Genomic DNA, 23,541 nt, shown 5'->3' with positions numbered 1-23,541 from the left:
GTGCGGACCCATCTCTTGCCAACGATGTTCACTGCTCGGGCTCCTTCTTTACGTGATGCCTCGATTTATACTCCGCGAACCTACGGGTCAGCGACTTGTGAATCCAGTATTTCCTAGCTGAAGTCCTAATTTACGACGCGCAACTGTTGCCGAGGTGCCGCTGTCCCACGCTTAAGCGCCTGATAGGGATCATCGGCCGCCAGCATCATATCAACCACCTGTCGCAGAAGTTGACGCCGCCCGCGCGACGCGTAATAGCCGCCGGTAACCTGACTGGTTTCCAGCAGATAGTGGCGATAGTCGCGATAGGCGCGGCTGTCAGGGCGGGTCGGCAGGGCGAAGAATTCCTCGATCGGTTGCGTTGAAATAAATTCGGGTTTGTCATAGACGGCAGCGCCAAACACCTTCAACGGCAGACCGCGCCACAACACCTGTTGCGCGGCGGTCGAATTCACCGTCACTGCCGACCGCGCGCCATCCAGCAGCTTCGCCAACTTGCCACCGCGCACATAATGCACACGGTCGCTGACGCCGTATTGCAGTGCTATGCGGCGGATTTCCTTGCGCTGAGGCACGCGCCCATCTTCCAGCGGGTGGGCTTTGAACACAAGGTGATGATGGGTCGGCGCGCCGTTGGCGAATCCTTCAATAACCACTTCAAGAAAGTCAGACATAGTATTGAAAGGGCTGTGCTTTTGAAAGCTCGAGTCATGCTCTAGCTGGAGCAGCGCAAGATGATATGGAAAGCCGCCATACTTGATGCGTAACGTCGCGGCGATACGGTCTGCGGCAATAAATGGCATTAACAAAAGTCGCATCAAATATAGGTTCAGTTCGTGCCCGACGCCAAGCGCCCTGTGCGGGCGGAAGTGGCGATAACGGCGATTCGCAAACATCACGAACCAATGATACAGTGCGCCATAGAAGACATGGTGGCGCATGTCGCCCCAATGGGCAGGCGCTTCCGGGATATCAAGTTCTGCATTGGCCAACGTTTCGCGCATCTGCTCCACGCTCATCTGCATAAGATGCGAATTGCCGTTCGAGCCTTCACGCTCATAGGTGACCCAATAGGGGCGCAGGTAGCCTTCTTCAAACACATGAATGCCCAGCCCGCGCGCGCGCGCAATCTCGACCGCTTGCGCGTGGATTGGGCGGGTGTCGCCGTAAAGGACGATATCGGTGATGGCGTGCTGATCCAGAAGTTCGGCAAACCGGTCAGGCCATGCTGCAGGCGGGTCACGGAAGGGAAGGAAGGTGGCGCGGTCCCGCCAAAACACCTCGTCCCCTTTGTTAAAGCCGACGCGCCACACTTTGGCACCGGCCGCGCGCAGCATTCGTCCCAATTGCCAAAAGAACGGCCCATGCGGACCCTGCAGGAACAGGAAACGTCGTTCTTGGCCGGTGATCATGCTCATCTGGTGTCCATGTGTCTGCTTCATGCCATCTGCCCCGGTTGTCCAAGGGTTAACCCTTTTTTGGACTGCCTTGCCTTTTATTGGAAGGGGAACCTTTCAGTTCTGTTAACCATCCCTTTGGGCGATATTATGGCCGGGCATAGATGTGGCGCACGCGCGCGCAGTGCGAACCGCTTGGCAAGACCGCCGGGGCGCGCTAGGTCAAAGACAACACATGCCGATGGCAAGGAGAGATCATGTTCACAGGCATCATCACCGATATTGGCCGCATCGCCGCGCTGGAGCAAGCGGGCGACATGCGCGCGCGCATCGAAACTGCCTATGACACAAGCGGCATCGACATTGGTGCGTCCATTGCCTCGGACGGGGTGTGCCTGACGGTCGTGGCGCAGGGCGATACTTGGTATGACGTTGAAATATCGGCAGAAACCGTGTCGAAAACCAATCTGGGTGATTGGGCCGTCGGGCATAAGGTAAACCTTGAGCGCGCGCTGAAAGTGGGCGACGAGCTTGGCGGGCATATCGTGTCGGGCCATGTGGATGGCGTGGCCGAGATCACCGCGATGACCGACGAAGGCGACAGCACCCGTGTGCGGTTCCGCGCGCCGTCCGATCTGGCGCGGTTCATTGCGCCCAAGGGGTCTGTGGCACTGAACGGTACGTCTCTGACCGTGAACGAGGTTGAGGGCGACGACTTTGGCGTGAACCTGATTTCACATACGAAAGAGGTGACAAATTGGGGGCAGGCGAAGGTCGGCGACCGGGTGAACCTGGAGATTGACACGCTGGCGCGCTACGTTGCGCGGCTCGCGGACTGCGGGTAACCGGACGCGGTTCTCTTTGACATATTCGGATGCAGGCATATGATCGGCTGAACGCCTGACCCAAGACGGAGCCATCCATGACCCTGATCCGCCCGACCCGCCGTGACCTTCTGCGCTTAGCCGCCATCGCACCCGCCTTCGCCATGCCCGCCACCGCGCGCGCCATGTTGGGGGCGCCGACCGCTGGCAACCCGGCACATTTCAGCTTCACGCTGGGCGACGCGCGACTGACCGTGGTGTCGGATGGCTATTTCTCGCTGCCCGGCAGCGGGCTTGCGATCAACGCGCCCGAGGATGAAAAGATTGCGTTTCTGAAGGATCATTACCTTGATCCCGAACGTGGCTATTCCCACACCAACCACCTTTATATCGAAACTGGCGAGGCACGGGTGCTGATCGATGTCGGCTCTGGCACCCGTTGGTTTGACACGACCGGGCGGTTGATGGGCAACTTGGAAACCGCCGGGATCGACCCAATGGGGATCACCCATGTGGTGATCACTCACGCGCACCCGGACCATATCTGGGGCATTCGCGACGACTTCGACGAACCAATTATCCCCGACGCCGAATACATCATCGGCGAGGCCGAGCGCGCCTATTGGCTGCAGGACGGTCTGGTGGATCAGGTCAGCGCCGAACGCCAGCAATTCGTGGTGGGCGCGGTCAACTCGATCAACGCGGAAGGTGTGGAATGGACTTTGGCAGGTGACGGGACCGAGGTCGTGCCGGGCGTGCGACTGCTCGACAGCCCCGGCCACACGCCGGGCCATCTGTCGGTCATGATCGACAGCGGCGGGCAGCAATTGATCGCCACCGGCGACGCGCTGACCAACGCCTACACCAATTTCGCCCATCCCGACTGGTATAACGAGACGGATGACGACGGCGACATGACGGTGACCAGCCGCCGCAAGATCCTCGACATGGCGGCGTCTGACCGGATTGCTGTGCTGGGCTATCACTTCCCATTCCCCGGCGTGGGCCATGTGCGCCGCGTGGGCGAGGCGTTCCAGTTCGTTCCGGCGCTTTGGCAGTTTTAACTTCCGGCTTGATTTTTCTCTCGTCACACATAACTCTCCCCTTGATTGAGTGGAGAGTTGTTTATGTTCGAGAATGGTTTAGCGCCGAAAACCGACCTGCCAAAAGTCGCGTTGCTGATTGATGGTGAAAATATTTCAAGCGCCTTGGCGGGCAAGATCATTGTCGAGTCCGGCAAGCTGGGCGAATTGCGGCTTCGGCGTGTTTACGGGAATGCCACACTGGTCAAGGGCTGGGACACGGCAACCGGGATAAGGTTGGTGCATTCCGGCACTGGGAAAAATGCAGCCGATATTGTTCTGGCTTTGGACGCCATGGAGCTGAGCTACGAAAGCAAAATAGATGTGTTCGCTCTTGTCAGTTCTGACGGGGATTTCATGCATCTGGCCGATCGGCTGAGGGAGCGCGGTTTTAAGGTGGTTGGGATCGGTGAGAAAAAAGCACCAGATTGTTTTAGGAAATCGTGTAGCTCTTGGGTGACGCTTGCGGCCCCTGTCGCCCCTAAAGCGAATGGTATTTCGGCTACCAAAACAGCAGTCACAAAGACAACGGCAGCGAAACGTCCCACCGATGACAAGGTGGCGAGTAAGGCAGGTGTTAGTTGCTGGGCAGCGATTAGCCCAAACAACCCCGTTGCTCCCTCGTTTGATGATGAAGTGCAGCGGATTGTCCGCGCCCATCCGGAAGGGATCACCATGTCTGGTGTAAACATACAAATACGTTCCGGTCTTTCGGGAAGGATTTCGGATCAGAAGCAGAAAACGTGGGAATCCTATTTCAAAGCTCGTCCAGGCCAATACGCAATCGACAGGTCAGCCTCTCCAAGCCTAATCCGGGACGTTTCCCATGCGGATTCGCGCATTGCGGCCTGTATTGAAGGCCACCCCGATGGCTTGTTGATCGGTCAAATAAACACGCAGATGGTAAAAAACGCTGACGTAAGGCTTGCAGATGTGATGGAAAATACATGGCGGCAGTATTTTAAAGCGCGGCCAAACCTTTATTCGGTGAAAGGTACTGGTCAGGATACTCGGATCAGGCTGAACAAAGCGTGACGTGATACTTTCCCGATTATGGCTTTCCACTGGCAAACGCATCCCGCCTGCGCTAGTCACGGGCGCGAACCTGAGGGGAATGCGCCATGTCTGATCGTAGCACATATGAAACGCCCGGCCCGGTCGAGGCCAGCTTGTCGGATGCCATCTCGTCCGCAGAAGAGATCATCGAAGACGCGCGGGCGGGTCGGATGTATATTCTTGTCGATCACGAAGATCGCGAGAACGAGGGCGATTTCGTCATTCCCGCCGATGCCTGCACCGCCGACGCCATCAATTTCATGGCCACTTACGGGCGCGGGCTGATCTGCCTGCCGATGGAGGCCGCGCGGATCGAAGCGCTGGGCCTGCCGATGATGTCGATGCATAACTCCTCGCGCCACGAAACCGCGTTCACCACCTCGATCGAGGCCCGCGAAGGCGTGAGCACAGGTATCTCCGCCGCTGACCGCGCGTTGACAGTGTCAGTTGCCATCGACCCCGAAAACGGCCCAGCCGAAATCGCGACCCCCGGTCACGTTTTCCCCCTGCGCGCCCGCAATGGTGGCGTGTTGGTGCGGGCAGGGCATACCGAGGCCGCGGTGGATATCTCGCGTCTGGCCGGGCGCACCCCTGCCGGTGTGATCTGCGAGATCATGAACGAAGACGGGACGATGGCACGGCTGCCGGAACTGGTGGACATCGCCCAAAAACATGGGTTGAAGATCGGCACCATTTCGGACCTGATCGCTTATCGCCGCCGTCACGACAATCTGGTGCGCGAGACCTCGCGCGAAAACGTCACCTCGCAATATGGTGGTGACTGGGAGATGCGGATTTTCACCGACCTGACCCACGACATCGAACATGTGGTGCTGATCAAGGGCGACATCACCACGCCGGACCCGGTTCTGGTGCGGACCCATGCGCTGCAGGAAGCGCAGGATGTGCTGGGCCTTGGCCCACGCCCCGCAGATGAGTTGCCCCGCGCCATGCAGATCATCGCGGACGAGGCCAGGGGCGTGGTCTGCCTGTTCCGTGAACCCCGCAAGACATTGCATGCCAATGACGATGATGACGGCCCGCGCACGGTGCGTCAGATCGGGCTTGGCTCGCAAATCCTGTCAGCCCTCGGTCTGCATGATATGGTGCTTCTGACCGACAGCCCTGATACCCGCTATGTGGGGTTGGATGCCTATGGCCTGACCATCACCGGCACTCGCCCTATTCAGAAGGATTGACCCATGGCCAAAGCTGAACAGCATTACGTTCTCGACCGTCCGAGCTTCGATAAGCCGGTGAAACTTCTGATCGTCGTGGCGCCTTACTACAAAGACATTGCCGACAATCTGGTCGCCGGTGCGAAGGCCGAAATCGAAGCCGCAGGCGGTACATGGGATCTGGTCGAGGTGCCCGGTGCACTGGAAGTGCCCACCGCGATAGCGATGGCCGATCGTCTGTCGAATTTCGATGGCTACGTGGCGCTGGGCTGTGTGATCCGGGGCGAAACCACCCATTACGACACGGTCTGCAATGACAGCTCGCGCGCGATCCAGATGATGGGGCTGCAAGGGCTGTGCATCGGCAATGGCATCCTGACGGTGGAAAACCGAAAGCAGGCCGAGGTGCGCGCGGACACCAAAGATCAAAATAAAGGCGGCGGGGCGGCGGCTGCGGCCTTGCATCTGGTCGCGCTTTCGCGCAAATGGGCCGGCGCAAGCAAAGGTATCGGGTTCAAGTCGATCTCGGACTCGATCAAGCTTGCCGGTGACACGAAGGATACCCCAACCGCATGACGCTTTCCGGCAATCAGAAACGCCAGATGAAATCCGCCGCCCGCTTTTTCGCGGTGCAGGCGCTGTTCCAGATGGAAGCCTCGGGGCAAACGGCCGACCGGGTGATGGTTGAGTTCGAAAACCACCGCTTCGGCGAGGAATTCGACGACTATGCGATGGTCGAAGGCGACAGCCGCCTGTTTCGAAAACTGGTCGAGGATGCGCTGACCCATCAGGCGAAAATCGACCAAATGACCGATCGGGCGCTGGTGGCGAAATGGCCGCTGGGGCGTATCGACCCGACCCTGCGCGCCTTGTTCCGTGCGGCAGGCGCCGAGTTAATCCAAGGCGAAGCGCCCCCAAAAGTGGTGATCACCGAGTTCGTGGACATCGCCAAAGCCTTCTTCCCGGAAAGCGACGAGGGCAAATTTGCCAACGCCGTGCTGGATCATATGGCCCGCGAGGCAAAGCCCGAAGCGTTTTAACGCCAAGAGCCAATACCGAACAGGTTAAAGTTCTGAGCGTCCGCCCGCCGACCTTGACCCCTGCGACGCCATGCCTCTTTCGCTTTGGCGCGGCTGCGCTACATTATTATTGGTGCAGCGAAAGGGATTGTCATGCCAAAACTCGTCCGCCTTTACATCAAACAAGTGCTAATCGGGTTTGGCCTGTCTGCAACCTTCGTCGCGTTGCTGCTTTACACAAATGTCGGTAACCTTTGGCACCTCGTCTCAACTTCTGACATCGGTTGGATCGCCGTATTGATGTTGTTCATGTTCAATGGCATCGTCTTTGCGGGCGTCCAGTTTGCCATTGTGATCATGCGGATGGAGCATGACGACACGCCCAAGGGCGGCAAGCGTGAGCCTGTTGCCACGACGATACCAGTGCGCATCGAAGCGCGAGCGCGGCAGCAGTAGATATCGTTTTCCAACATACCCCTGTGACTTTTGACCCAGCAGCTTTTGGGCCGACTCACTGTGATGAATTCGCAGTCTATCGTGAATGAGGTTTCTTATCGCGCCACTTCTGGCGTCTCTGCCAACGCTCTGTGCCGGTCAAACAACCGCACCGCCACCGGCCTCGTGTCTTGTCCCTGAGAAAGAGGTCGCGACCACAGCAGATCAAAAGCAGATCGCCCAACTCTATGCGGCGATTGCGCCCGTTCTCGACACGGTTTTCCGGGGCTTGGGAACGTCGCCCGACAATATGCCAAATATCTGCCTTACTGATCATTCTGGTTCGTCCTTGGGGGAGTATTTTGGGGCAGCGCACACCGTCGTGTTGCACCGTGACATACCCACTTCGCTAAAACAGGGAATTTTGCTTCATGAACTGCGCCACGCTGATCAGTTTCGACGCGGATTTTGCCCTTCAAACGACATCTCAATGGAAGCCAACGCGCGTGCCGTCGCAGCGATGGAGGCCGATGCCAGTGCGATCAGTTTGCTGGCCGCGTGGGAGTTGTCTGGTAAGGGTAATCCGCAGATATGGGAGGCACTTTTGTCTTGGCCCATGCAAAGCGACATCGCCGCACGTTTCGCCCAAGAGATGAAAGCATCGGGGAACACAACCACCGCCGTAACGATGGCGTTTGCACAATGGTATGATCTGGAACTGCGTTGGCATTCATACTATGTCGCCAGCTGCAGTGACTTTCTTGACCGTCAGGACGAAAGCCACCTCTTGCCCAGCTACAACGCTTTGCCCCAGAGCTTCCTGAACGATTTGTGCGTGATGTCTGATGGCACGCCTTATCCGTGCGACGATACGAACAGGCGTGCCAGATCGCGATAGATGCGTCGGCCACCGTGCAGGGCTTGCCCCGAAAAGAAAGCCCTAGGATCACATCTTCTGGATTGACTGGATATAGAACACCAGCTCTAGAATGCGAGCGCGTATCACCTGTTCGCCACCATATGGCCCGTAGGTGTCTCCGATATCCTCAGAATAGCGCGCGCCCCAAATTGGCATCGCTTCTCCTCCATGGCCTCGGACCTGTTGGCGTCCGTCGATGATCTGAAAAACTTTGAGTAACGGAAATACGCCATCGTTCTCTTTTGAGATCAGCGTCAGATTTGTAGGCGGGACGTTCAGGTGCATAGCCATTTCACCGCCGCCAAGGCCGTCAGATCCGTGACACGACTGACAGGAAATGCTGTATTCTTTGGCGCCTATCTCGTGCCCGTCCCCCATCGCGGGTGACAATCCCGCCAATAAGGTAAGTCCGCCGACCATTGCGATAGCCGTTGCTGCTTTGGTGAAATGTGAAATAACATTCATAGAAACTCTCCTCCCTTTCTGCGCCTGCGAAACCTTGCAAAGCGCGGTTGATACGAAAGAACCGATTTGGGAATAAAATGTGTCAGCGAAATCTCAGTCCTTTCCCGTGAACACATCTATTATAAGCCTCGCAGAAATCAGCGCTGTGATCTGGCTCATTGCAGCTAGGGGTGCCGAGGCCTAATTTAATAATTGATAGACAGACTTACTTGCGAGGACACGACCCTATGAGACAATTGATTCAGGCGGGCTTTTGTTTGGCTGCAGCCTTTTTGCCATGTGCGATGCAGGCGCAACCCACAGAGGAGCGGATCATTTGCATCGGAGAGGCAGGCGATACCGTCACGGTCGCGCTTTGGACCCCATCGCAATTTGACCAGCCCCTTCATTGTATCCGCGCCGACTATACGCCCGAAGATGCAGTGTGTGCGCCGAACGGTGGCTGGGGGTTAAGCAGCGACGCCGATGTGCCTGAGTTGGTTGACATCACCAGCGATTGGAAAACTGCCCACACGCATCTTGCTGGGAAAGTCACGGCGATATCCGGGCCGAAAGCCGTTCTGTTTAATGCGCAGCACGGCGTCGGTATCGGAAGCAACCTTAGCTATGAGTGGAAGTTCACCTTGGATAGACGGACGGGCAGTGCAACTTGGTTCACCAAGGATGGCGACAAGTTTGTGTATGCCTGCAACGTCCAAAGCTGAGTTGAAAGCCGTTTCCTAAGGCTTTTCCAGTCGCAACAACCGCCCACCGGACTTATCCTCCAACACCCACAGCGCGCCGTTGGGGCCTTGCTCGACGTCGCGCACGCGTTTGTTCCAGCTGAACCGCTCGGCCTCTTGCGCATTGGTGCCGTCGATCTGAACCCGGATCAGGGCTTTGCTGACAAGGCCGCCGATGAAGGCGTTGCCTTTCCAGTCAGGGAACATCTCGCCGGAATAAATCGCCAGACCCGAGGGCGCGATGCTGGGCACCCAGAACGCGTTCGGGGCAGCAAATTCGGGGCGGGTGTCGTGATCGGGAATGGTTTTGCCGCTGTAATTGTCACCCATCGACACGACCGGCCAACCATAGTTCAAGCCCGGCTGGATCAGGTTCAACTCGTCCCCGTGGCGCGGTCCCATTTCGTGGGTCCAAAGTCGGTCTTCCGCATCAAACGCGATACCCAATAGGTTGCGATGGCCCAACGTCCAGAAGCTTTTCGCAAGCTCGCCCTGATCCTGAAACGGGTTGTCGGACGGGATCGTGCCGTCATCGTTTAGCCGGATGACCTTGCCAAGCGCCATGTCCCAGCGTTGCGCCGGGGTCTGTTCCTGCCGGTCGCCCGAGGTGATGAACAGCTTGCCATCCTGCGCCGACCCATTCGGGCCAAAGGCGATCTTGTGCGAGAAATGGCCCGCACCCGAGCGGTAAGGATACTGGCTCCAAATCCTTTCGATGTCGGACAAGGCAGGCTGATCGCCCAGCGAAAGCGTCCCACGCACCACGACAGCCCCGCGTGTGGCACCGTCATCCTGGCTTTCGATATAGGACAGGTAGATCAAGCTGTTGGTGGCAAATTCCGGGTGCGGCACCACATCGCCTAACCCACCTTGACCGCCCACCACCGGGGTAGGGACGCCGCTGACGGGGCGCGTGGTGCCATCTGTGGACACCAGCCACAATTTGCCCGGTTTTGTTGTCACCAACATTTGCGTGTCGCTGATGAAGCTCATCGCCCAGGGGCTGTCGAAACTGGCGACCGGCGTGGCGATCAACGTGCCGCCTGCTGATCCCTCGACAGTGAACGCATCAGCGGCTTGCGCTGATCCCCAAAAAGCGGTCAGGCTGAACAACAGGGCGACGGCCAGCTTTTTCATGGAATCCTCCGGCAGGTATGATTGCATTGTCGCGAGTAGTTTAGGGCAAAAAAACCAACCCTTGCGAACAAAAGGGCGTGAGGCCACGCTGGCCAGCGTGCGCCATCAGGCGCGGCCGTTTTGAAGAAGGGAAAAGGTGGCGGAACCGCACGCATCCGTCGGGGTCTGAATTCCCGAGGACCTGTATATACAGGTGGGCGCCGGGTAACCGAACCAGGGTCCGGACAGAGCCAGCTCCCTCGGAATTGCTTAAGGCCACTGGAATTGTACCCACGTGGGACGAGAAGGGCAGAAGCCGCCAAAGCCTAGATAGGCTGCGCGGCGGGCCGTTACAAGGGGAGAGATTTGGCACGCCAGCGCCCCCCATTGACATTTTGTTCACCAATTGTTCATGTTGAACCTATGGAGATGCCAAACCAAACCCTGATGCCCGGCCAGTTGCTGGCGCGCGGCGTGTGTCGCCACATGTTAAGCCATGGTTTCGTCACGGTCGAAGAACTGGTGCCGGCGCGTGGTCTGCGGGTCGATGTGATGGCGCTTGGCCCGAAAGGCGAGATTTGGGTGATCGAATGCAAATCTTCGCGCGTTGATTTCACGTCGGACCAGAAATGGCAGGGTTATCTGGAATGGTGCGACCGCTATTTCTGGGCTGTTGACGGCGATTTCCCGACCGAGCTTTTGCCGGACGCCACCGGGTTGATCATTGCAGACAGCTATGACGCCGAAATCATTCGCATGGCACCAGAGGACAAGCTTGCGCCCGCACGCCGCAAGGTGATGGTACAGAAATTCGCCACCCACGCGGCGCGACGTCTGCATGGGTTTCGCGATCCGGGGGTGGCGGGGTTGGTCAATGTGTAAGGGGGCAGGGGCGTTGCCCCTCTGCGCTGCGCGCATTCACCCCAGGATATTTCCGGCCAGAAGAAACAGGTTATTTCTTTTTTGATTTGTCACTGTCGGCCAGGGCGCGGGCCTGTTGGGCGGCGACGCGCAGTTCTTCGGCGATTTCCTCGGCCTCTTCCGGCTCGAAATCCATTGGCAGTTCGACGCCGCCACCTTCGACGTAAAGGCGCACCATCCCAAGCGAAGTTGGTCCGATCTGAAGGTTTGCGTCGATGTTGCTTTCGTCGTTGATGCCCATGTCTGGCCTCCTGAAACTATCACCTTGGGGTTAGAGGCCTTTCGTGCATTTTTCAAGCGGCGACCTCTTGCAATGCCCGCGCGTGGCAGGTAAATGCATCCAGCGTGCCGACATAGCTCAGTAGGTTAGAGCGCTTGATTGTGGATCAAGAGGTCCCCCGTTCGAGCCGGGGTGTCGGTACCATTTCAACCTTTTAAGATATGTGACTTGTGAGGCTGCTCAACGCACCTGAATGCGCTTGATCAGATCGCCAGTGTCTTGATCAAAGATCAGGACTTCATTGCCAGATACAACCGCATACCAGTCTGGCCCGAACGTTATGGCGTCTGCCGTGACACCATCAGGCAGGGTAATCTGGTCGGGCAGGGCAGGTGCAGACATTTGATCGGGCGATGTTTGCGAGAAACGCATGACAACCACGCCCACCAGCACTACAAGGCCCACAATCGTGGTGAGGGTCATGGCCGTCACCAGAGTTTTCAGATAGCGCACGGTGCCGTGGCCCACAGAAGCCTCTAGCGCTGCGTCCAGATCCTGTTCAGGAGTGTCGTTCATGTCGTCCTCGCACCGTATCGTCGCGATCATCATCGCAGAAAACCCGCCCAAGCGCCTTGATAAGGCGATTGCCCGCGATGTGCCAGAGGAAGCAAGCCTGTCGCGGTCGCGGCTGTCGCGTCTGATCGCAAGCGGGGCCGTAATGCGGGATGGGGCCGTCGTGGATGACCCGCGCGCCAAGGTCGCGGAAGGCGAGGTGTTTGAGATCCGCGTGCCGGAAGCCGAAGAAAGCCATATTGGACCTGAGGATATCCCGCTGGATATCGTTTATGAAGATGCCGACCTGATTGTGGTCAACAAACCCGCCGGCATGGTGGTGCATCCCGCGCCCGGCACGCCCACAGGCACGCTGGTCAACGCGCTTTTACACCATTTTGGCGGAGAATTGTCCGGTGTGGGGGGCGAAAAACGCCCCGGCATCGTGCACCGGATCGACAAGGACACATCTGGGCTGCTGGTTGTGGCCAAATCGGATGCGGCCCATCACGGGTTGGCCAAACAATTCGAGGCCCACAGCGTAGAGCGCCATTATCGCGCCGTTACTCATGGTGCCCCCGACAAGGCCGACCCGCGTCTGGGCGGGATCAAAGGGACGAGCTTTGAAAAGGGCAATATCCTGAAAATCACAACCCAGCTCGCGCGCCACAAGACAGATCGGCAAAAACAGGCGGTGCTGTTTTCTGGTGGGCGTCACGCGGTGACCCGCGCACGCACGGTTGAGGTGTTCGGCACCCCCGCCCAAGCCGCGCTGATCGAATGCTGGCTGGAAACCGGGCGCACGCACCAAATCCGCGTGCATATGGCCCATGCGGGTCATGGGCTGATCGGCGATCCGACCTATGGTGGGCGACGCAAGCTGAACGCCAAGGTCATTGGCGAGGCAGGGGTCGAGGCCGCGCGCACTTTTCCGCGCCAAGCGCTGCACGCTGCAACGCTTGGGTTCCAGCATCCGGTCTCGGGCGAAAACTTGAGCTTTGAAGCCCCGATGCCCGCGGATATGGTGGCCCTGATCGAAACATTGCGGGCGGGCATTACAACGACCTGAACGCGGCGGGGCAAAAAAACCTTATGACAGACCTTTCCTGGGGATCTTGGGGTGCAATCTGGGCCGTCCTGCTGTTCATGCTGGACCTTGCAACCATTGCCCGTGCCGTGACGCGTGAACATCGATCAACCGCATCGCGATTGGCATGGAGCGTGGTGATCATGACCCTGCCATTGGTCGGTGTGATTGCGTATTTCTTCCTTGGCGATACCAGCGCGGATCGAAAATCTGAAAAGAAACTCAAATATTTACGCCGCGAACTTCCCAAACTTCCGGCGGGCAATCTGCCGCGCGCCGAGCTTCCGTTGCTGTACCGGCAAGCCTTTGCGCGCGCGGCGTCGGTGAATGGGTTTCAACCGGTGTCGGGAAACCATGCGACCACGACCACCGACAGCAATGAAAGCATCGACTGGTTGGTCGCCGATATCGACGCGGCGACCGATCACGTGCACATGCTGTTCTATATCTGGCTTGCCGATAACAACGGCACCAAGGTTGCCGAGGCCTTGATCCGCGCTGTCGGACGTGGGGTAAAGGTGCGGGTGATCGTTGACGGTCTTGGATCGCGGCGGCTGTTATACGACCCGCTCTGGGCCCGGATGAAGGAGTGCGGTGTTGAGACGGTCGTCGCGTTTGCCTTCCGCTTCCCGTTGATCTCGGCCTTCATACGCAGGTTGGATATTCGCAACCACCGCAAGATTGTGGTGATTGACCATACCATTACCTATGTCGGCAGCCAGAACTGCGCGGACGCGGCGTTTCGGGTAAAGCCCAAATTTGCACCATGGGTCGATATCATGCTGCGCGTCACAGGGCCGGTCGCGTGGCAGGCACAACGCCTTTTTGTGACCGATTGGATGGTTCATGGTGGCGACGACATCGCCGAATGTCTGGATCACACGCCCACCATGGCCGAAGGTGGCTTTCCAGCTGTCATGGCGGGGACGGGGCCTACGGAAAGTGTGCAGGCGGTTCCTGACATGATGCAAATGCTGCTGGCGTCGGCCCAGCATGAGGTGATCATCACCACACCCTACTATGTGCCCTCCGAAGCGCTGCACCAGCAGATTTGCGCGGCTGCCCTGCGCGGCGTCCATGTGCGCCTGAATGTGCCGGCCACCAATGACAGCCTGATCGTCGCGTTTGCGTCGCGCAGCTTCTATCCATCAATGCTGAATGCTGGCGTGGAAATACACGAGTTTCAGCCGGGTCTGCTGCACGCAAAGGTGCTGAGCGTCGACGGAACAGCAGCGCTTGTCGGGTCGCCCAATCTTGATCAACGCAGTTTCGATTTGAACTATGAAAACAGTATGATGCTGGTCGATAAGACCGTCGTGGGTGACATCCGCACTAAGCAAGAGGCGTTCTTTGCCATGTCGGTCCCGGTTCAGCGCGCCGCCGTTGCCGAATGGACCGTGCCCCGGCGCATTTTGATCAACAGCATCGGCATGCTATCGCCGCTTTTGTAATAGGTTTGCAACTTACCGCACGAGGCTGTGAGGTTTCATGTCATCCCCTTCACTTTCGCGGGGTAGGGGTTCATATGTTGTTCACGATATTCGACGACATATCACTTGAATTCGTCAGGCGGGGTCTTATCTCAATGTTAAGCCCCGCAACATTGACGGGACAAGTGGGAGAGAGATCGCCAAGATGAGCAACTATAAAAATCTACCGGCCCCGACGCCAGAAGGCGGATTGAACCGTTATCTTCAGGAAATTCGGAAGTTTCCGATGTTGGAGCCTGAACAGGAATACATGCTGGCCAAACGCTGGGTGGACCATCAAGACCGTGATGCAGCCCACCAAATGGTGAATTCGCACCTGCGTCTGGCGGCCAAAATCGCCATGGGCTATCGCGGCTATGGTTTGCCGCAGGCCGAAGTGATTTCGGAAGCCAATGTGGGTTTGATGCAGGCCGTGAAACGGTTTGACCCTGAAAAAGGGTTCCGTTTGGCGACCTATGCCATGTGGTGGATTCGCGCCTCGATCCAGGAATATATCCTGCGGTCCTGGTCGCTGGTGAAGCTAGGCACGACCTCGGCGCAGAAAAAGCTGTTTTTCAACCTACGCAAAGCCAAGGCCCGCATCGGCGCGTTGGAAGAAGGCGACCTGCGCCCGGAAAACGTGGCCCGCATCGCCAATGACTTGAACGTCACCGAAGCCGAAGTGATTTCAATGAACCGCCGCCTGTCGGGTGGGGATGCATCGTTGAACGCAACCGTGTCTGCGGATGGTGAAGGATCCATGCAATGGCAGGATTGGCTGGAAGATGAAAGCGCGGATCAGGCCGGTGATTATGCCGAGCAGGACGAACTGACAGTCCGTCGCGAGCTTTTGGCGCAGGCGATGGATGTGCTGAACGACCGCGAAAAAGACATTCTGACTCAGCGACGTTTGCAGGACAAGGCGATCACGCTTGAAGAACTGTCGGGCGTCTATGATGTCAGCCGCGAACGCATTCGCCAGATCGAAGTGCGCGCCTTTGAAAAGCTGCAAAAACGGATGCAGGATCTTGCCGCCGAAAAAGGGTTGCTAGAGGAAGCCTGACACTTCGCGCCTGTTGTTTACGATCTGACCGACCCGCGTTACGCTTGGTCGTTCATTTCATTTTTGGGGGACGAGCGATGGGCGATGTGCTGAACTGGGGTATTCTGGGGGCGTCAAATTTCGCGCTCAAACAGATGGGCCCCGCAATCCATGCGGCGCCCAACGCGCGGCTTGTGGCGCTCGCGACCTCGAACGCAGAAAAATCAATTGGATTTAAGGCGTTCTGTCCTGATCTGAATGTCCACGACAGCTATGAGGCGTTGCTGGCTGACGCGGATGTCGATGCGGTCTACATCCCGCTGCCCAACCACCTGCATGTGAAATGGGCGCAGAAAGCCGCGCGGGCAGGCAAGCATGTGTTGGTCGAAAAACCAATTGCCATGAAAGCCGAAGAAATTGACACACTGATCGCCCTTCGCGACGAAACTGGCCTGCTGATCGCCGAGGCCTATATGATCGTCCACCACCCGCAATGGCTGCGCGCCCGCGACTTGGTGCAATCCGGCGCAATCGGTCAGGTTGATCACGTCGACACGGCGTTCAGCTATGATAACCGGGCCGACGTGAACAATGTGCGCAACAAGCCCGACATGGGCGGGGGCGGCATTCGCGATATCGGCGTCTATACCTATTCCTCGGTCCGGTTCGTCACAGGGGCCGAGCCCACTGATCTATCGGCGCGCATCAAGACAGAAAACGGCGTGGACACCTGGGCGCAGGTGGTGGGCGAGATGGCCGGGCCGCTGGGGCGGTTCACATACTCCGCCATGACCTCAATGCGGCTTTGCCCGCGCCAAGAGGTGGTGTTTCAAGGCGAAACCGGCCAAATCCGTCTGACCGCGCCCTTCAATGCGGGCATATTCGGGCAGGCCGAACTTGAGCTGCGCCGCCATGATGGCACCCGCACCATTGAAAATTGGCCGCAGGCGAACCAATATATACTGCAGGTCGAGAATTTCGGCCGCACGGTGCGCGACGGGGCGGATTATCCATGCCCGCTGGAATTTTCGCGCGGCACACAAGCCATGATCGACCGCGTTTTTGACGTGGCCGTTGATATTAGCTGACGGAGGCAACAATGGCAGGCGGTTGGGCGCGCGACGGCGCGGTTCAGGAACAAATCGACGCTTCGATTCAAGATGAGTTGGCGCGGATGCGGGTTAACAAGCCCCCCGTGGGTGAAAGCCGCACCCATTGCGCCGAATGTGAAGAAGAAATCCCCGAGGCGCGACGCAAAGCAATCCCCGGCGTGAAACTGTGCATCGATTGCATGCAAGATCGCGACGCCGCCTTTAAGTCTCGCCCCGGTTTTAACCGGCGTGGCTCAAAGGACAGTCAGTTGAAGTGAGTGGCAAATGAGCCCCATCCATGATGTGGTGGGGCCGGTATGCCGCAACGGGCTCTTCAAGCGTTGCCCGAACGCAGCGCGGCTCGGCAACCTAACACTCGGAGAACAGTCAATAAACGGTTTGCAGTTGGAGCAAGCAGCGGCAGTGATTTGTCGGAAATCTCAAAAAATGCTATTATGGGAAGGTATTTTCAGAAGGAGATACCTCAATGAAACGCTTTTTTTCCAAAGTTTTTTCCAGTTTACGACCAGTTAATTTGCTTGCCTTGCTCGCCGTATCGCTGTTGGCCACACCAGTTTATTCGGCCACCGTTACCTATGATATCGCGATGGGGGGCCAGAATAGGACCTTCACCGCGCCAATGGGGGGCGGGGCTGTCGGCGACTTCTCGATTACCCTTGGGGGCGTCACGTTTGACACGCCAGACGCTGTAATGCCGCCGCTTTATGATCCTGTAGACAATGACATCGCAGCGGCGGGCAGTTTGTTCGGTTATTTCTCGAACTCGGTCGCCGCGCCGGGCTGTCCGGTCGGCAATTGTGTGTTGGAGTTTGAAACGGCCGTCGACAATATGACCCCGCCCGCCTTTGCCGCCTTCAATGCTGTTGCATTCGATGGGATCATATCGGCCGGTTTCTATGTCATCACGGTGGCTCCGGTGCCCATTCCTGCGGGGTTGGTCCTGTTGATCACCGCGCTTTTGGTGATGATCGGGCTGCGCAAGTTTGGCCGTGCGCAATGGCGGACGCATCGACCTGCATTAGCTTAGGTATGACCGGTCCGGTCAGCTGGGCGGTAGGGGCGCTGCCTCTTGCTCTGTGTGAAATGTCACGTTGTCTGACTTTTTCGTCCCAACATTAACCTGTAGGGCCTGCAAGCTCTTAGTATTGCAGTGAAAATTGGGCGGTGAACTGGTATTTGACGATGTGAAAAATGTTTTGTGTAAGTCACTTGCCTGAGATGAAACAAACTCACTCTGTCGGCAACCAATAGGCTCTCATTTCGGGGCTGAGATTGTGCCAGCTTATTTCAACAGGAGATTATTATGTATGTATTTAAAGCACTAACAGGATCGCTTTTTTCATAAGCGCGGCCTTTTTTGTTGCCCCAGCAGTTTATGCCGGAGACCCGCCGCAGACTGTTGATGAAAAGTTGCCGGGCAACCCAAAGCCCACTGCATGTGTCGACGAACGCCCGAAGGTGCAGACGACATGGGCGAGATCGTGGAAGACAAGGTCACGGAATCTTTTTTGGAACACCTTGATCACGAGGGGGTTTGAGACGACGGCAATTGCAATAGTACTGTGTTTAACTGCTAGACGAGTGATGCGTGAACCTAACCCTTTCAGTGCAAACCGGTCCTGCCGCCGCAGAGAGGCGATGGAAACAGCTGCGCGCCAGGCATGGGCGTTACCCTGCTTGACTGGCATCCCGGTAAGGGGTCAGAAACCCGGCTTTGCAAGTCATTGTTGGTCGGCTTTCCACACCCTGCGTCTTCGGCTGCGAATATTATTGGTCAGGAAGAGCCGGTCAGACAAACTGTGTCCGTGCGTCGTCGGAAAAAATCAAGGCGCCGTAAATTCAGCGCCTTGATAAAATCTGTCTTGGAAGGTTGGACTTATTCTTCCATCGCCTCCAGCTCGTCGATGAAGCCTTCGATCATCGCCAGCCCCTTGTCCCAGAATTTCGGGTCCGAGGCGTCAAGGCCGAACGGGGCCAGAAGCTCCTTGTGGTGTTTTGATCCGCCGGCTTTAAGCATCTCGAAATACTTGTCCTGGAAGTCCGCGCCGCCGTCTTCATAGACCGCATAAAGCGCGTTCACGAGGCCGTCGCCAAATGCATAGGCATAGACATAGAAGGGCGAATGGACGAAATGCGGGATGTAGGACCAGAAGGTTTCGTACCCATCCATGAATTCAAACGCCGGGCCAAGGCTTTCGCCCTGAACGCTCATCCAGATTTCGTTTATCTGGTCGGGGGTCAATTCACCACCTGCGCGGGCTTCGTGCAGTTTGCATTCGAAGTCATAAAACGCGATTTGGCGCACGACCGTGTTAATCATGTCCTCAACCTTGCCCGCCAGCAGGACCTTCTTTTCAGCGGTGGTCTTGGCCTCGTTCAGCAGTTTTCGGAAGGTCAGCATTTCGCCGAAGACCGATGCCGTTTCGGCCAGCGTGAGCGGGGTGGATGACAGCATCTCGCCCTGATCGGCCGCCAGCACTTGATGAACGCCGTGACCCAGTTCATGCGCCAGAGTCATCACGTCACGCGGTTTGCCCAGATAGTTCAGCATCACATACGGGTGTACATTGGTCACAGTCGGATGGGCGAACGCGCCCGGCGCCTTGCCCGGCTTCACCCCCGCGTCGATCCAGCCTTTCGAGAAGAAGGGCGACGCGATCTCGGCCATGCGCGGATCGAAGTCGGCATAGGCGTCCATCACGATTTTCTCGGCCGCAGGCCAATCGACCAGCTTGTCGTCCTCCATCGGCAGGGGCGCGTTGCGGTCCCAGACCTGCATCACGTCCAGCCCCAGCCATTTGCGCTTTAGCTCATAATAGCGGTGGCTCAGGCGCGGATAGGCGGCGACCACGGCGTTGCGCAAGGCTTCGACCACTTCGGGTTCGACATGGTTGGCAAGGTGCCGCCAGGTCTGTGGGGTGGGCATCTTGCGCCACGTATCCTCGATATCTTTTTCCTTGGCCAAGGTGTTGTGAACGCGTGAGAAAAGTTTGATGTTCTCGCCCAGAACGCGGGCGATTTCGCGCGACGCGGCTTCGCGGGTTTCACGGTCTTGGTCGGTCAGAAGGTTGGCTGTCGCCTCAAGACCACGTTCCTCACCGTTCACCGTGAACATCAACGCCGCGACGGTTTCATCAAACAGAGTGTTCCAAGCGGACGCGCCGACCGAGGATTTATCATGCAGAAACTGCTCCAACTCGTCGGACAGTTGATAAGGCCGCATTGCGCGCAGGCGGTCGAAGATGGGTTTGTAACGGGCCAGCGCTGCGTTGTTGGCAAACCAGCCGTCCAGCACCGCGTCGTCAATCCGGTTCACCTCAAGCGAGAAAAAGACCAGCGGCGCGGTGAACACGGTGATCTTTTCCTGACAGTTCTGGAAAAACTGCGCCCGGTCTGCGTCGGTGGTTTGCTGGTAATAGCGCAACCCGGCGAAGGACATGATGCGCCCGCCGATCAGATCGATCTTTTCGTAGGCCTCTATGCAGCTCAACATTCCGGCGGCGTTCAGATCGGCCAGTTTGCCCTGATAGGTCGCGGCAAATTCCGCACAAGCCTTTTCCAGCCATGCCAGATCGCGATCCAGTTCGGGCGCTTCTTGTGATGCATAAAGGTCCGACAGGTCCCATTCGGGCAGCCCATCCAGCGGCATATCACCGGTTTGTGCATTGGCATCGCGGACGGGGAAGGGAAAGGTGGTAAGCATCGGACCTCCGGTTGTTGTTCGGACCAAGACATAAGGCGGGGGCTGGGCAGTTGCAATCCGCCCCGGTCGGGCGTGCAGCTAGCCGCAACAAAGGGCGCGAATTGGCCGATTTTCCCCGTCTAGGGGTTTTGACCCGGCCCATTGGTCCCTTTATAGGAGGGAAGCAGTTTTTTTAAGGACGCGTGCGTGATCAGATTCATTCTTGGCATTTTCGGTGCCGTGTTTACCGGCATTACGCTGGCCATCTTCATGGCTGCGCTGGCGATTGGCGGCGTTTTCTGGATGTATTCCAGGGACTTGCCCAGCCACGAGCAGCTTGCCAACTACACACCCGCCACCATCAGCCGGGTCTATTCGGGCGAAGGCCAGTTGATGGACGAATTCGCGCGCGAACGTCGCTTGTTCGTCCCGTCCGATGAGATTCCTGCCCTTGTGAAACACGCCTTTATCTCGGCCGAGGATAAAAACTTCTATACACATGCCGGTTTTGACCCCCGCGGCATCGCGGCGGCAGCGATTGAGGCCGCGCGAGGGGGCAAGCTGCGCGGTGCGTCCACCATTCCGCAGCAGGTGGTGAAGAACTTCCTGCTCAGCTCGGAACGCTCAGCCGAGCGCAAGATCAAGGAATTGATCCTGTCGGTCCGTCTGGAAAGCACCTTGTCCAAGGATGACATTCTGGCGCTGTATTTGAACGAGATTTTTCTGGGCCAGAATTCCTATGGGGTGTCTGCGGCGGCGCAGACCTATTTCAACAAGACGCTGGACGAGTTGGAGCCGCACGAGGCAGCCACGCTGGCCTCGATGCCGCAAGCGCCCAGTAACTTTCACCCAGTGCGGGCGAAGGAACGTCTGTTGTCGCGGCGCAACTACGTGCTGCGCGAGATGTTCCAGAACGGGTATCTGGACAAGGCGGTTTATGAGGCCGAGGTGGCGAAGCCGCTGCGTTCCGTTCAAAACGGCGACTTCCCGGCGTTCCGCGAGGCGCTGCCGCCACGTGATTACTTCTCGGATGAAATTCGTCGCCAGCTAAGCCGCGATTTCGGGGAAGAAGAATTCTTCACCGGCGGTATGACCGTGCGTGCGACCGTCGATCCCAACTTACAGGATGTGGCGGCCAAAAGCCTGCGCGTCGGCCTTGAAGGATACGACCGCAGCCGTGGCGTCTGGCGCCCCACCGGGGTGAAGCTGCCGCAAGAAATGCTGGGATCGGAAGACGCTTGGCGTGCCGCATTGGCCGAAGCACGCTTCCCGCGCGACGTTGAGGGCTGGCACCCTGCTGTGGTTCTGGAAGTGGGCGGAAATGACGCGCGCATCGGTATTGAAGGCGTGGATGAAGACGAAGATGGCCACTGGATTCCGGCCAAGGACGTGACATGGGCGCGTCGCCTTCAGGAAGATGGCAGCCTTGGGCGCCGGGCCCAGGTTGCAGGTGATTTGGTGAAAGTGGGCGAGGTCGTTCATGTGCGCCAGATGACCAGTGATGAGGACGGAAGTTTCATTCGCTGGACCTTGCGTCAGGTGCCGGAAGTGCAGGGCGGTTTTATGGCGATGGACGTGAACACGGGCCGTGTTCTGGCGATGCAGGGCGGGTTCAGCTATCAGCATTCGGTGTTCAACCGCGCCACCCAAGCGACGCGCCAGCCGGGGTCAAGCTTCAAACCCTTCGTCTATGCCGCCGCGTTGGACAGCGGGTTTTCCCCTGCCACCATCGTGATCGATGCACCGATCGAGGTTGTCGCGGGCGGCAAGATCTGGCGACCCAAGAACTATTCGAACCGTTTCTATGGCCCGACGCCCCTGCGCACCGGGATCGAACAGTCGCGCAACCTGATGACCGTGCGCCTGGCGCAGGAAATCGGGATGGACACGGTGGCGGGCTATGCCGAGCGGTTCGGCGTTTATGACCGGATGAACCAGTTTCTGGCGAACTCACTGGGCGCGGAAGAGACGACGTTGTTTCGGATGGTTGCCGCCTATGCGATGTTTGCCAATGGCGGCGAACGGGTGGAGCCGACACTGGTTGACCGCGTGCAGGACCGTTGGGGCAAGACCATCTATCGCCACGACAGCCGCCAATGCGCCGATTGCAGTGATCCCGCCCTAAGTGCTGGGCGGGCGCCGCAGATCGTGTCGGATCGGGAACGTGTGATGAACGCGATCACCGCCTATCAGTTGACGTCGATGTTGCGGGGCGTGGTTGAACGCGGCACGGCGCGCAGCGTGGTTAACCTGCCAGTGCCCACGGCGGGTAAGACCGGCACGACAAACGACGAACGGGACGCCTGGTTTGTTGGCTTTACGTCGAACATCGTTGCTGGCTGCTATATTGGTTATGATCGCCCGCGCTCGATGCCCGGCACCTCCGGCGGTGGCATGTGTGGTCCGGTGTTCCAGCGCTTCATGCTGGAAGCGATCAAGGAATATGGCGGCGGTGAATTCAAAGTGCCGCCGGGCGGCCATTTCATTAAGATCGACCGTTTCACCGGCGCACGCCTTGCGCCGGATGCCTCGGGCGATCACGTGGTGGCCGAATATTTCCGCGACGGGGAAGAGCCGCTGTTTGGTGTGATGTTTGATGGTGGCTTTGCGATGGGGGCCAACCTGCCCATGTTTGATCGCGGCGAATCCGATGAGGGCACGACGAAAGTCCAGACCTCGACCGGGAAGACCGTTGTGGTGCCGGGCAAAGCAGATTTCGGGTCGCTATCATCTGGCGGGCTTTATTAGGCCGATAGTTGGATGGACCCATCTGCGAGCGTTAACCATTCATCTGCCATCTGACGCATTTTGCCCATTGTCATTCCGGCCCCGGACCACGTATGGTCCAAGTAAGGTGGATCGCGCGTTCGCGCCCGACCACCGACAAGAGTTTCGCTGTTTTGTCGACCGAACGCAGGCCTATGCCGCAGATCGGGACGGAATAGACCGAGAATGCCCCGGAACGCACCCAATTTGGGCTGGCTGCCGGAGCGAGAAATTGACGATCAAAGTCCGTTGCACCCAAAAGGGCATAGTCTTTGATCCGAAAATCCGCCCGATGTCTGACAACAGGCCGGGCACCTGAATGGGTCGCACATGGGCTTTCTGGCAAAGCCAGGTCCCGCAAACGCGACCGGAGAAGAAACGCGATGATGCGTCAGAGGATCGAGCAAGCACAGTCGGCAGGGCGCAAGCCCCTCGCCGCGTTGCCGCATTCCACGTATCGCTTCGCCCTGACAAGTC

General features: G+C 58.0%; 23 protein-coding genes and 1 tRNA gene. 18 read left to right on the top strand and 6 right to left on the bottom strand.

Going from position 1 to position 23,541, the window contains the following annotated elements; translation table 11 throughout:
- Positions 1–125: 125 nt before the first annotated feature.
- On the bottom strand, positions 126–1,442 hold the full coding sequence (locus MUY35_RS08310) for a capsule biosynthesis protein CapA (RefSeq protein WP_248365656.1): 1,317 nt from the start codon (positions 1,440–1,442) through the stop codon (positions 126–128).
- A gap of 212 nt (positions 1,443–1,654) precedes the next feature.
- Here MUY35_RS08310 and MUY35_RS08305 point away from each other — a divergent pair, with 212 nt between their 5' ends.
- The 8 genes from MUY35_RS08305 to MUY35_RS08270 all read left to right on the top strand — a co-directional run bounded on the left by MUY35_RS08305 (position 1,655) and on the right by MUY35_RS08270 (position 7,889).
- Positions 1,655–2,242: a riboflavin synthase gene (locus MUY35_RS08305; protein ID WP_248365655.1), complete on the top strand. Its 588-nt coding sequence runs from the start codon at positions 1,655–1,657 to the stop codon at positions 2,240–2,242.
- A gap of 77 nt (positions 2,243–2,319) precedes the next feature.
- The gene (locus MUY35_RS08300) at positions 2,320–3,285 is read left to right on the top strand and encodes an MBL fold metallo-hydrolase (RefSeq protein ID WP_248365654.1); all 966 of its coding nucleotides are present in this window, start codon (positions 2,320–2,322) and stop codon (positions 3,283–3,285) included.
- Between the two features lie 63 nt (positions 3,286–3,348).
- Positions 3,349–4,338 (top strand): NYN domain-containing protein, encoded by a 990-nt coding sequence (locus MUY35_RS08295; RefSeq protein WP_248365653.1) that lies wholly within the window; start codon positions 3,349–3,351, stop codon positions 4,336–4,338.
- A gap of 86 nt (positions 4,339–4,424) precedes the next feature.
- Positions 4,425–5,558 (top strand): 3,4-dihydroxy-2-butanone-4-phosphate synthase, encoded by a 1,134-nt coding sequence (ribB, locus tag MUY35_RS08290; protein ID WP_248365652.1) that lies wholly within the window; start codon positions 4,425–4,427, stop codon positions 5,556–5,558.
- Between the two features lie 3 nt (positions 5,559–5,561).
- On the top strand, positions 5,562–6,113 hold the full coding sequence (locus tag MUY35_RS08285; protein ID WP_248365651.1) for a 6,7-dimethyl-8-ribityllumazine synthase: 552 nt from the start codon (positions 5,562–5,564) through the stop codon (positions 6,111–6,113).
- Positions 6,110–6,577 (top strand): transcription antitermination factor NusB, encoded by a 468-nt coding sequence (gene nusB / locus MUY35_RS08280; protein ID WP_248365650.1) that lies wholly within the window; start codon positions 6,110–6,112, stop codon positions 6,575–6,577. The genes MUY35_RS08285 and nusB overlap by 4 nt, the downstream gene beginning before the upstream one ends.
- 132 nt (positions 6,578–6,709) lie before the next feature.
- Entirely contained in the window at positions 6,710–7,012 is a 303-nt protein-coding gene (locus tag MUY35_RS08275) for a hypothetical protein (protein ID WP_248365649.1), read from the top strand.
- An 85-nt stretch (positions 7,013–7,097) separates the two neighbouring features.
- Complete coding sequence (locus MUY35_RS08270; protein WP_248365648.1) at positions 7,098–7,889, top strand: DUF6782 family putative metallopeptidase; 792 nt, start codon at positions 7,098–7,100, stop codon at positions 7,887–7,889.
- A 48-nt stretch (positions 7,890–7,937) separates the two neighbouring features.
- Here the strand turns inward: MUY35_RS08270 and MUY35_RS08265 are convergent, their stop codons facing one another.
- Positions 7,938–8,375 (bottom strand): cytochrome c, encoded by a 438-nt coding sequence (locus MUY35_RS08265; protein ID WP_248365647.1) that lies wholly within the window; start codon positions 8,373–8,375, stop codon positions 7,938–7,940.
- Between the two features lie 227 nt (positions 8,376–8,602).
- On the opposite strand from MUY35_RS08265, the gene MUY35_RS08260 reads away from it, so the two are divergent.
- Positions 8,603–9,079 carry a hypothetical protein gene (locus MUY35_RS08260; protein ID WP_248365646.1) on the top strand — a complete coding sequence of 159 codons (477 nt, stop codon included), beginning with the start codon at positions 8,603–8,605 and terminating at the stop codon, positions 9,077–9,079.
- 15 nt (positions 9,080–9,094) lie between these two features.
- Here the strand turns inward: MUY35_RS08260 and MUY35_RS08255 are convergent, their stop codons facing one another.
- Positions 9,095–10,234, bottom strand: a complete 1,140-nt coding sequence (locus tag MUY35_RS08255; protein WP_248365645.1) for a PQQ-dependent sugar dehydrogenase — start codon at positions 10,232–10,234, stop codon at positions 9,095–9,097.
- Positions 10,235–10,642: 408 nt separating this feature from the next.
- Between MUY35_RS08255 and MUY35_RS08250 the strand changes: the two genes are divergently transcribed.
- Positions 10,643–11,095 carry an MmcB family DNA repair protein gene (locus MUY35_RS08250; RefSeq protein WP_248365725.1) on the top strand — a complete coding sequence of 151 codons (453 nt, stop codon included), beginning with the start codon at positions 10,643–10,645 and terminating at the stop codon, positions 11,093–11,095.
- A 70-nt stretch (positions 11,096–11,165) separates the two neighbouring features.
- Here the strand turns inward: MUY35_RS08250 and MUY35_RS08245 are convergent, their stop codons facing one another.
- Positions 11,166–11,375: a DUF6324 family protein gene (locus MUY35_RS08245; protein ID WP_248365644.1), complete on the bottom strand. Its 210-nt coding sequence runs from the start codon at positions 11,373–11,375 to the stop codon at positions 11,166–11,168.
- A 106-nt stretch (positions 11,376–11,481) separates the two neighbouring features.
- On the opposite strand from MUY35_RS08245, the gene MUY35_RS08240 reads away from it, so the two are divergent.
- Positions 11,482–11,558: transfer RNA gene (locus tag MUY35_RS08240), tRNA-His, on the top strand.
- Between the two features lie 36 nt (positions 11,559–11,594).
- Here the strand turns inward: MUY35_RS08240 and MUY35_RS08235 are convergent.
- Positions 11,595–11,930 (bottom strand): DUF6476 family protein, encoded by a 336-nt coding sequence (locus MUY35_RS08235; protein WP_248365643.1) that lies wholly within the window; start codon positions 11,928–11,930, stop codon positions 11,595–11,597.
- Between MUY35_RS08235 and MUY35_RS08230 the strand changes: the two genes are divergently transcribed.
- From MUY35_RS08230 to MUY35_RS08205, 6 genes are all read left to right on the top strand, one after another.
- Positions 11,929–12,975 (top strand): RluA family pseudouridine synthase, encoded by a 1,047-nt coding sequence (locus MUY35_RS08230; protein WP_248365642.1) that lies wholly within the window; start codon positions 11,929–11,931, stop codon positions 12,973–12,975. The genes MUY35_RS08235 and MUY35_RS08230 overlap by 2 nt on opposite strands.
- A gap of 23 nt (positions 12,976–12,998) precedes the next feature.
- Positions 12,999–14,444 carry a cardiolipin synthase gene (gene cls / locus MUY35_RS08225; RefSeq protein ID WP_248365641.1) on the top strand — a complete coding sequence of 482 codons (1,446 nt, stop codon included), beginning with the start codon at positions 12,999–13,001 and terminating at the stop codon, positions 14,442–14,444.
- A gap of 184 nt (positions 14,445–14,628) precedes the next feature.
- Positions 14,629–15,525, top strand: coding sequence for an RNA polymerase sigma factor RpoH (rpoH, locus tag MUY35_RS08220; RefSeq protein WP_248365640.1), 897 nt, complete (start codon positions 14,629–14,631; stop codon positions 15,523–15,525).
- Between the two features lie 77 nt (positions 15,526–15,602).
- Positions 15,603–16,592 carry a Gfo/Idh/MocA family oxidoreductase gene (locus tag MUY35_RS08215; protein WP_248365639.1) on the top strand — a complete coding sequence of 330 codons (990 nt, stop codon included), beginning with the start codon at positions 15,603–15,605 and terminating at the stop codon, positions 16,590–16,592.
- A gap of 11 nt (positions 16,593–16,603) precedes the next feature.
- Positions 16,604–16,873 (top strand): DksA/TraR family C4-type zinc finger protein, encoded by a 270-nt coding sequence (locus MUY35_RS08210; RefSeq protein WP_248365638.1) that lies wholly within the window; start codon positions 16,604–16,606, stop codon positions 16,871–16,873.
- 209 nt (positions 16,874–17,082) lie between these two features.
- A complete protein-coding gene (locus MUY35_RS08205) occupies positions 17,083–17,643 on the top strand; it encodes a hypothetical protein (protein ID WP_248365637.1) in 561 nt (186 codons plus the stop codon).
- Between the two features lie 849 nt (positions 17,644–18,492).
- Here the strand turns inward: MUY35_RS08205 and MUY35_RS08200 are convergent.
- The gene (locus MUY35_RS08200) at positions 18,493–20,319 is read right to left on the bottom strand and encodes a M3 family oligoendopeptidase (RefSeq protein ID WP_248365636.1); all 1,827 of its coding nucleotides are present in this window, start codon (positions 20,317–20,319) and stop codon (positions 18,493–18,495) included.
- Positions 20,320–20,505: 186 nt separating this feature from the next.
- Between MUY35_RS08200 and MUY35_RS08195 the strand changes: the two genes are divergently transcribed.
- On the top strand, positions 20,506–23,046 hold the full coding sequence (locus MUY35_RS08195; protein WP_248365635.1) for a PBP1A family penicillin-binding protein: 2,541 nt from the start codon (positions 20,506–20,508) through the stop codon (positions 23,044–23,046).
- Positions 23,047–23,541: the final 495 nt, after the last annotated feature.

The sequence above is a fragment of the Aliiroseovarius sp. S1339 genome (genome assembly GCF_023195695.1).
Taxonomy (GTDB): Bacteria; Pseudomonadota; Alphaproteobacteria; order Rhodobacterales; family Rhodobacteraceae; genus Aliiroseovarius.
The sequence above is the reverse complement of the archived record's forward strand: the minus strand, read 5'-3'. Positions and strand labels throughout refer to the sequence as shown.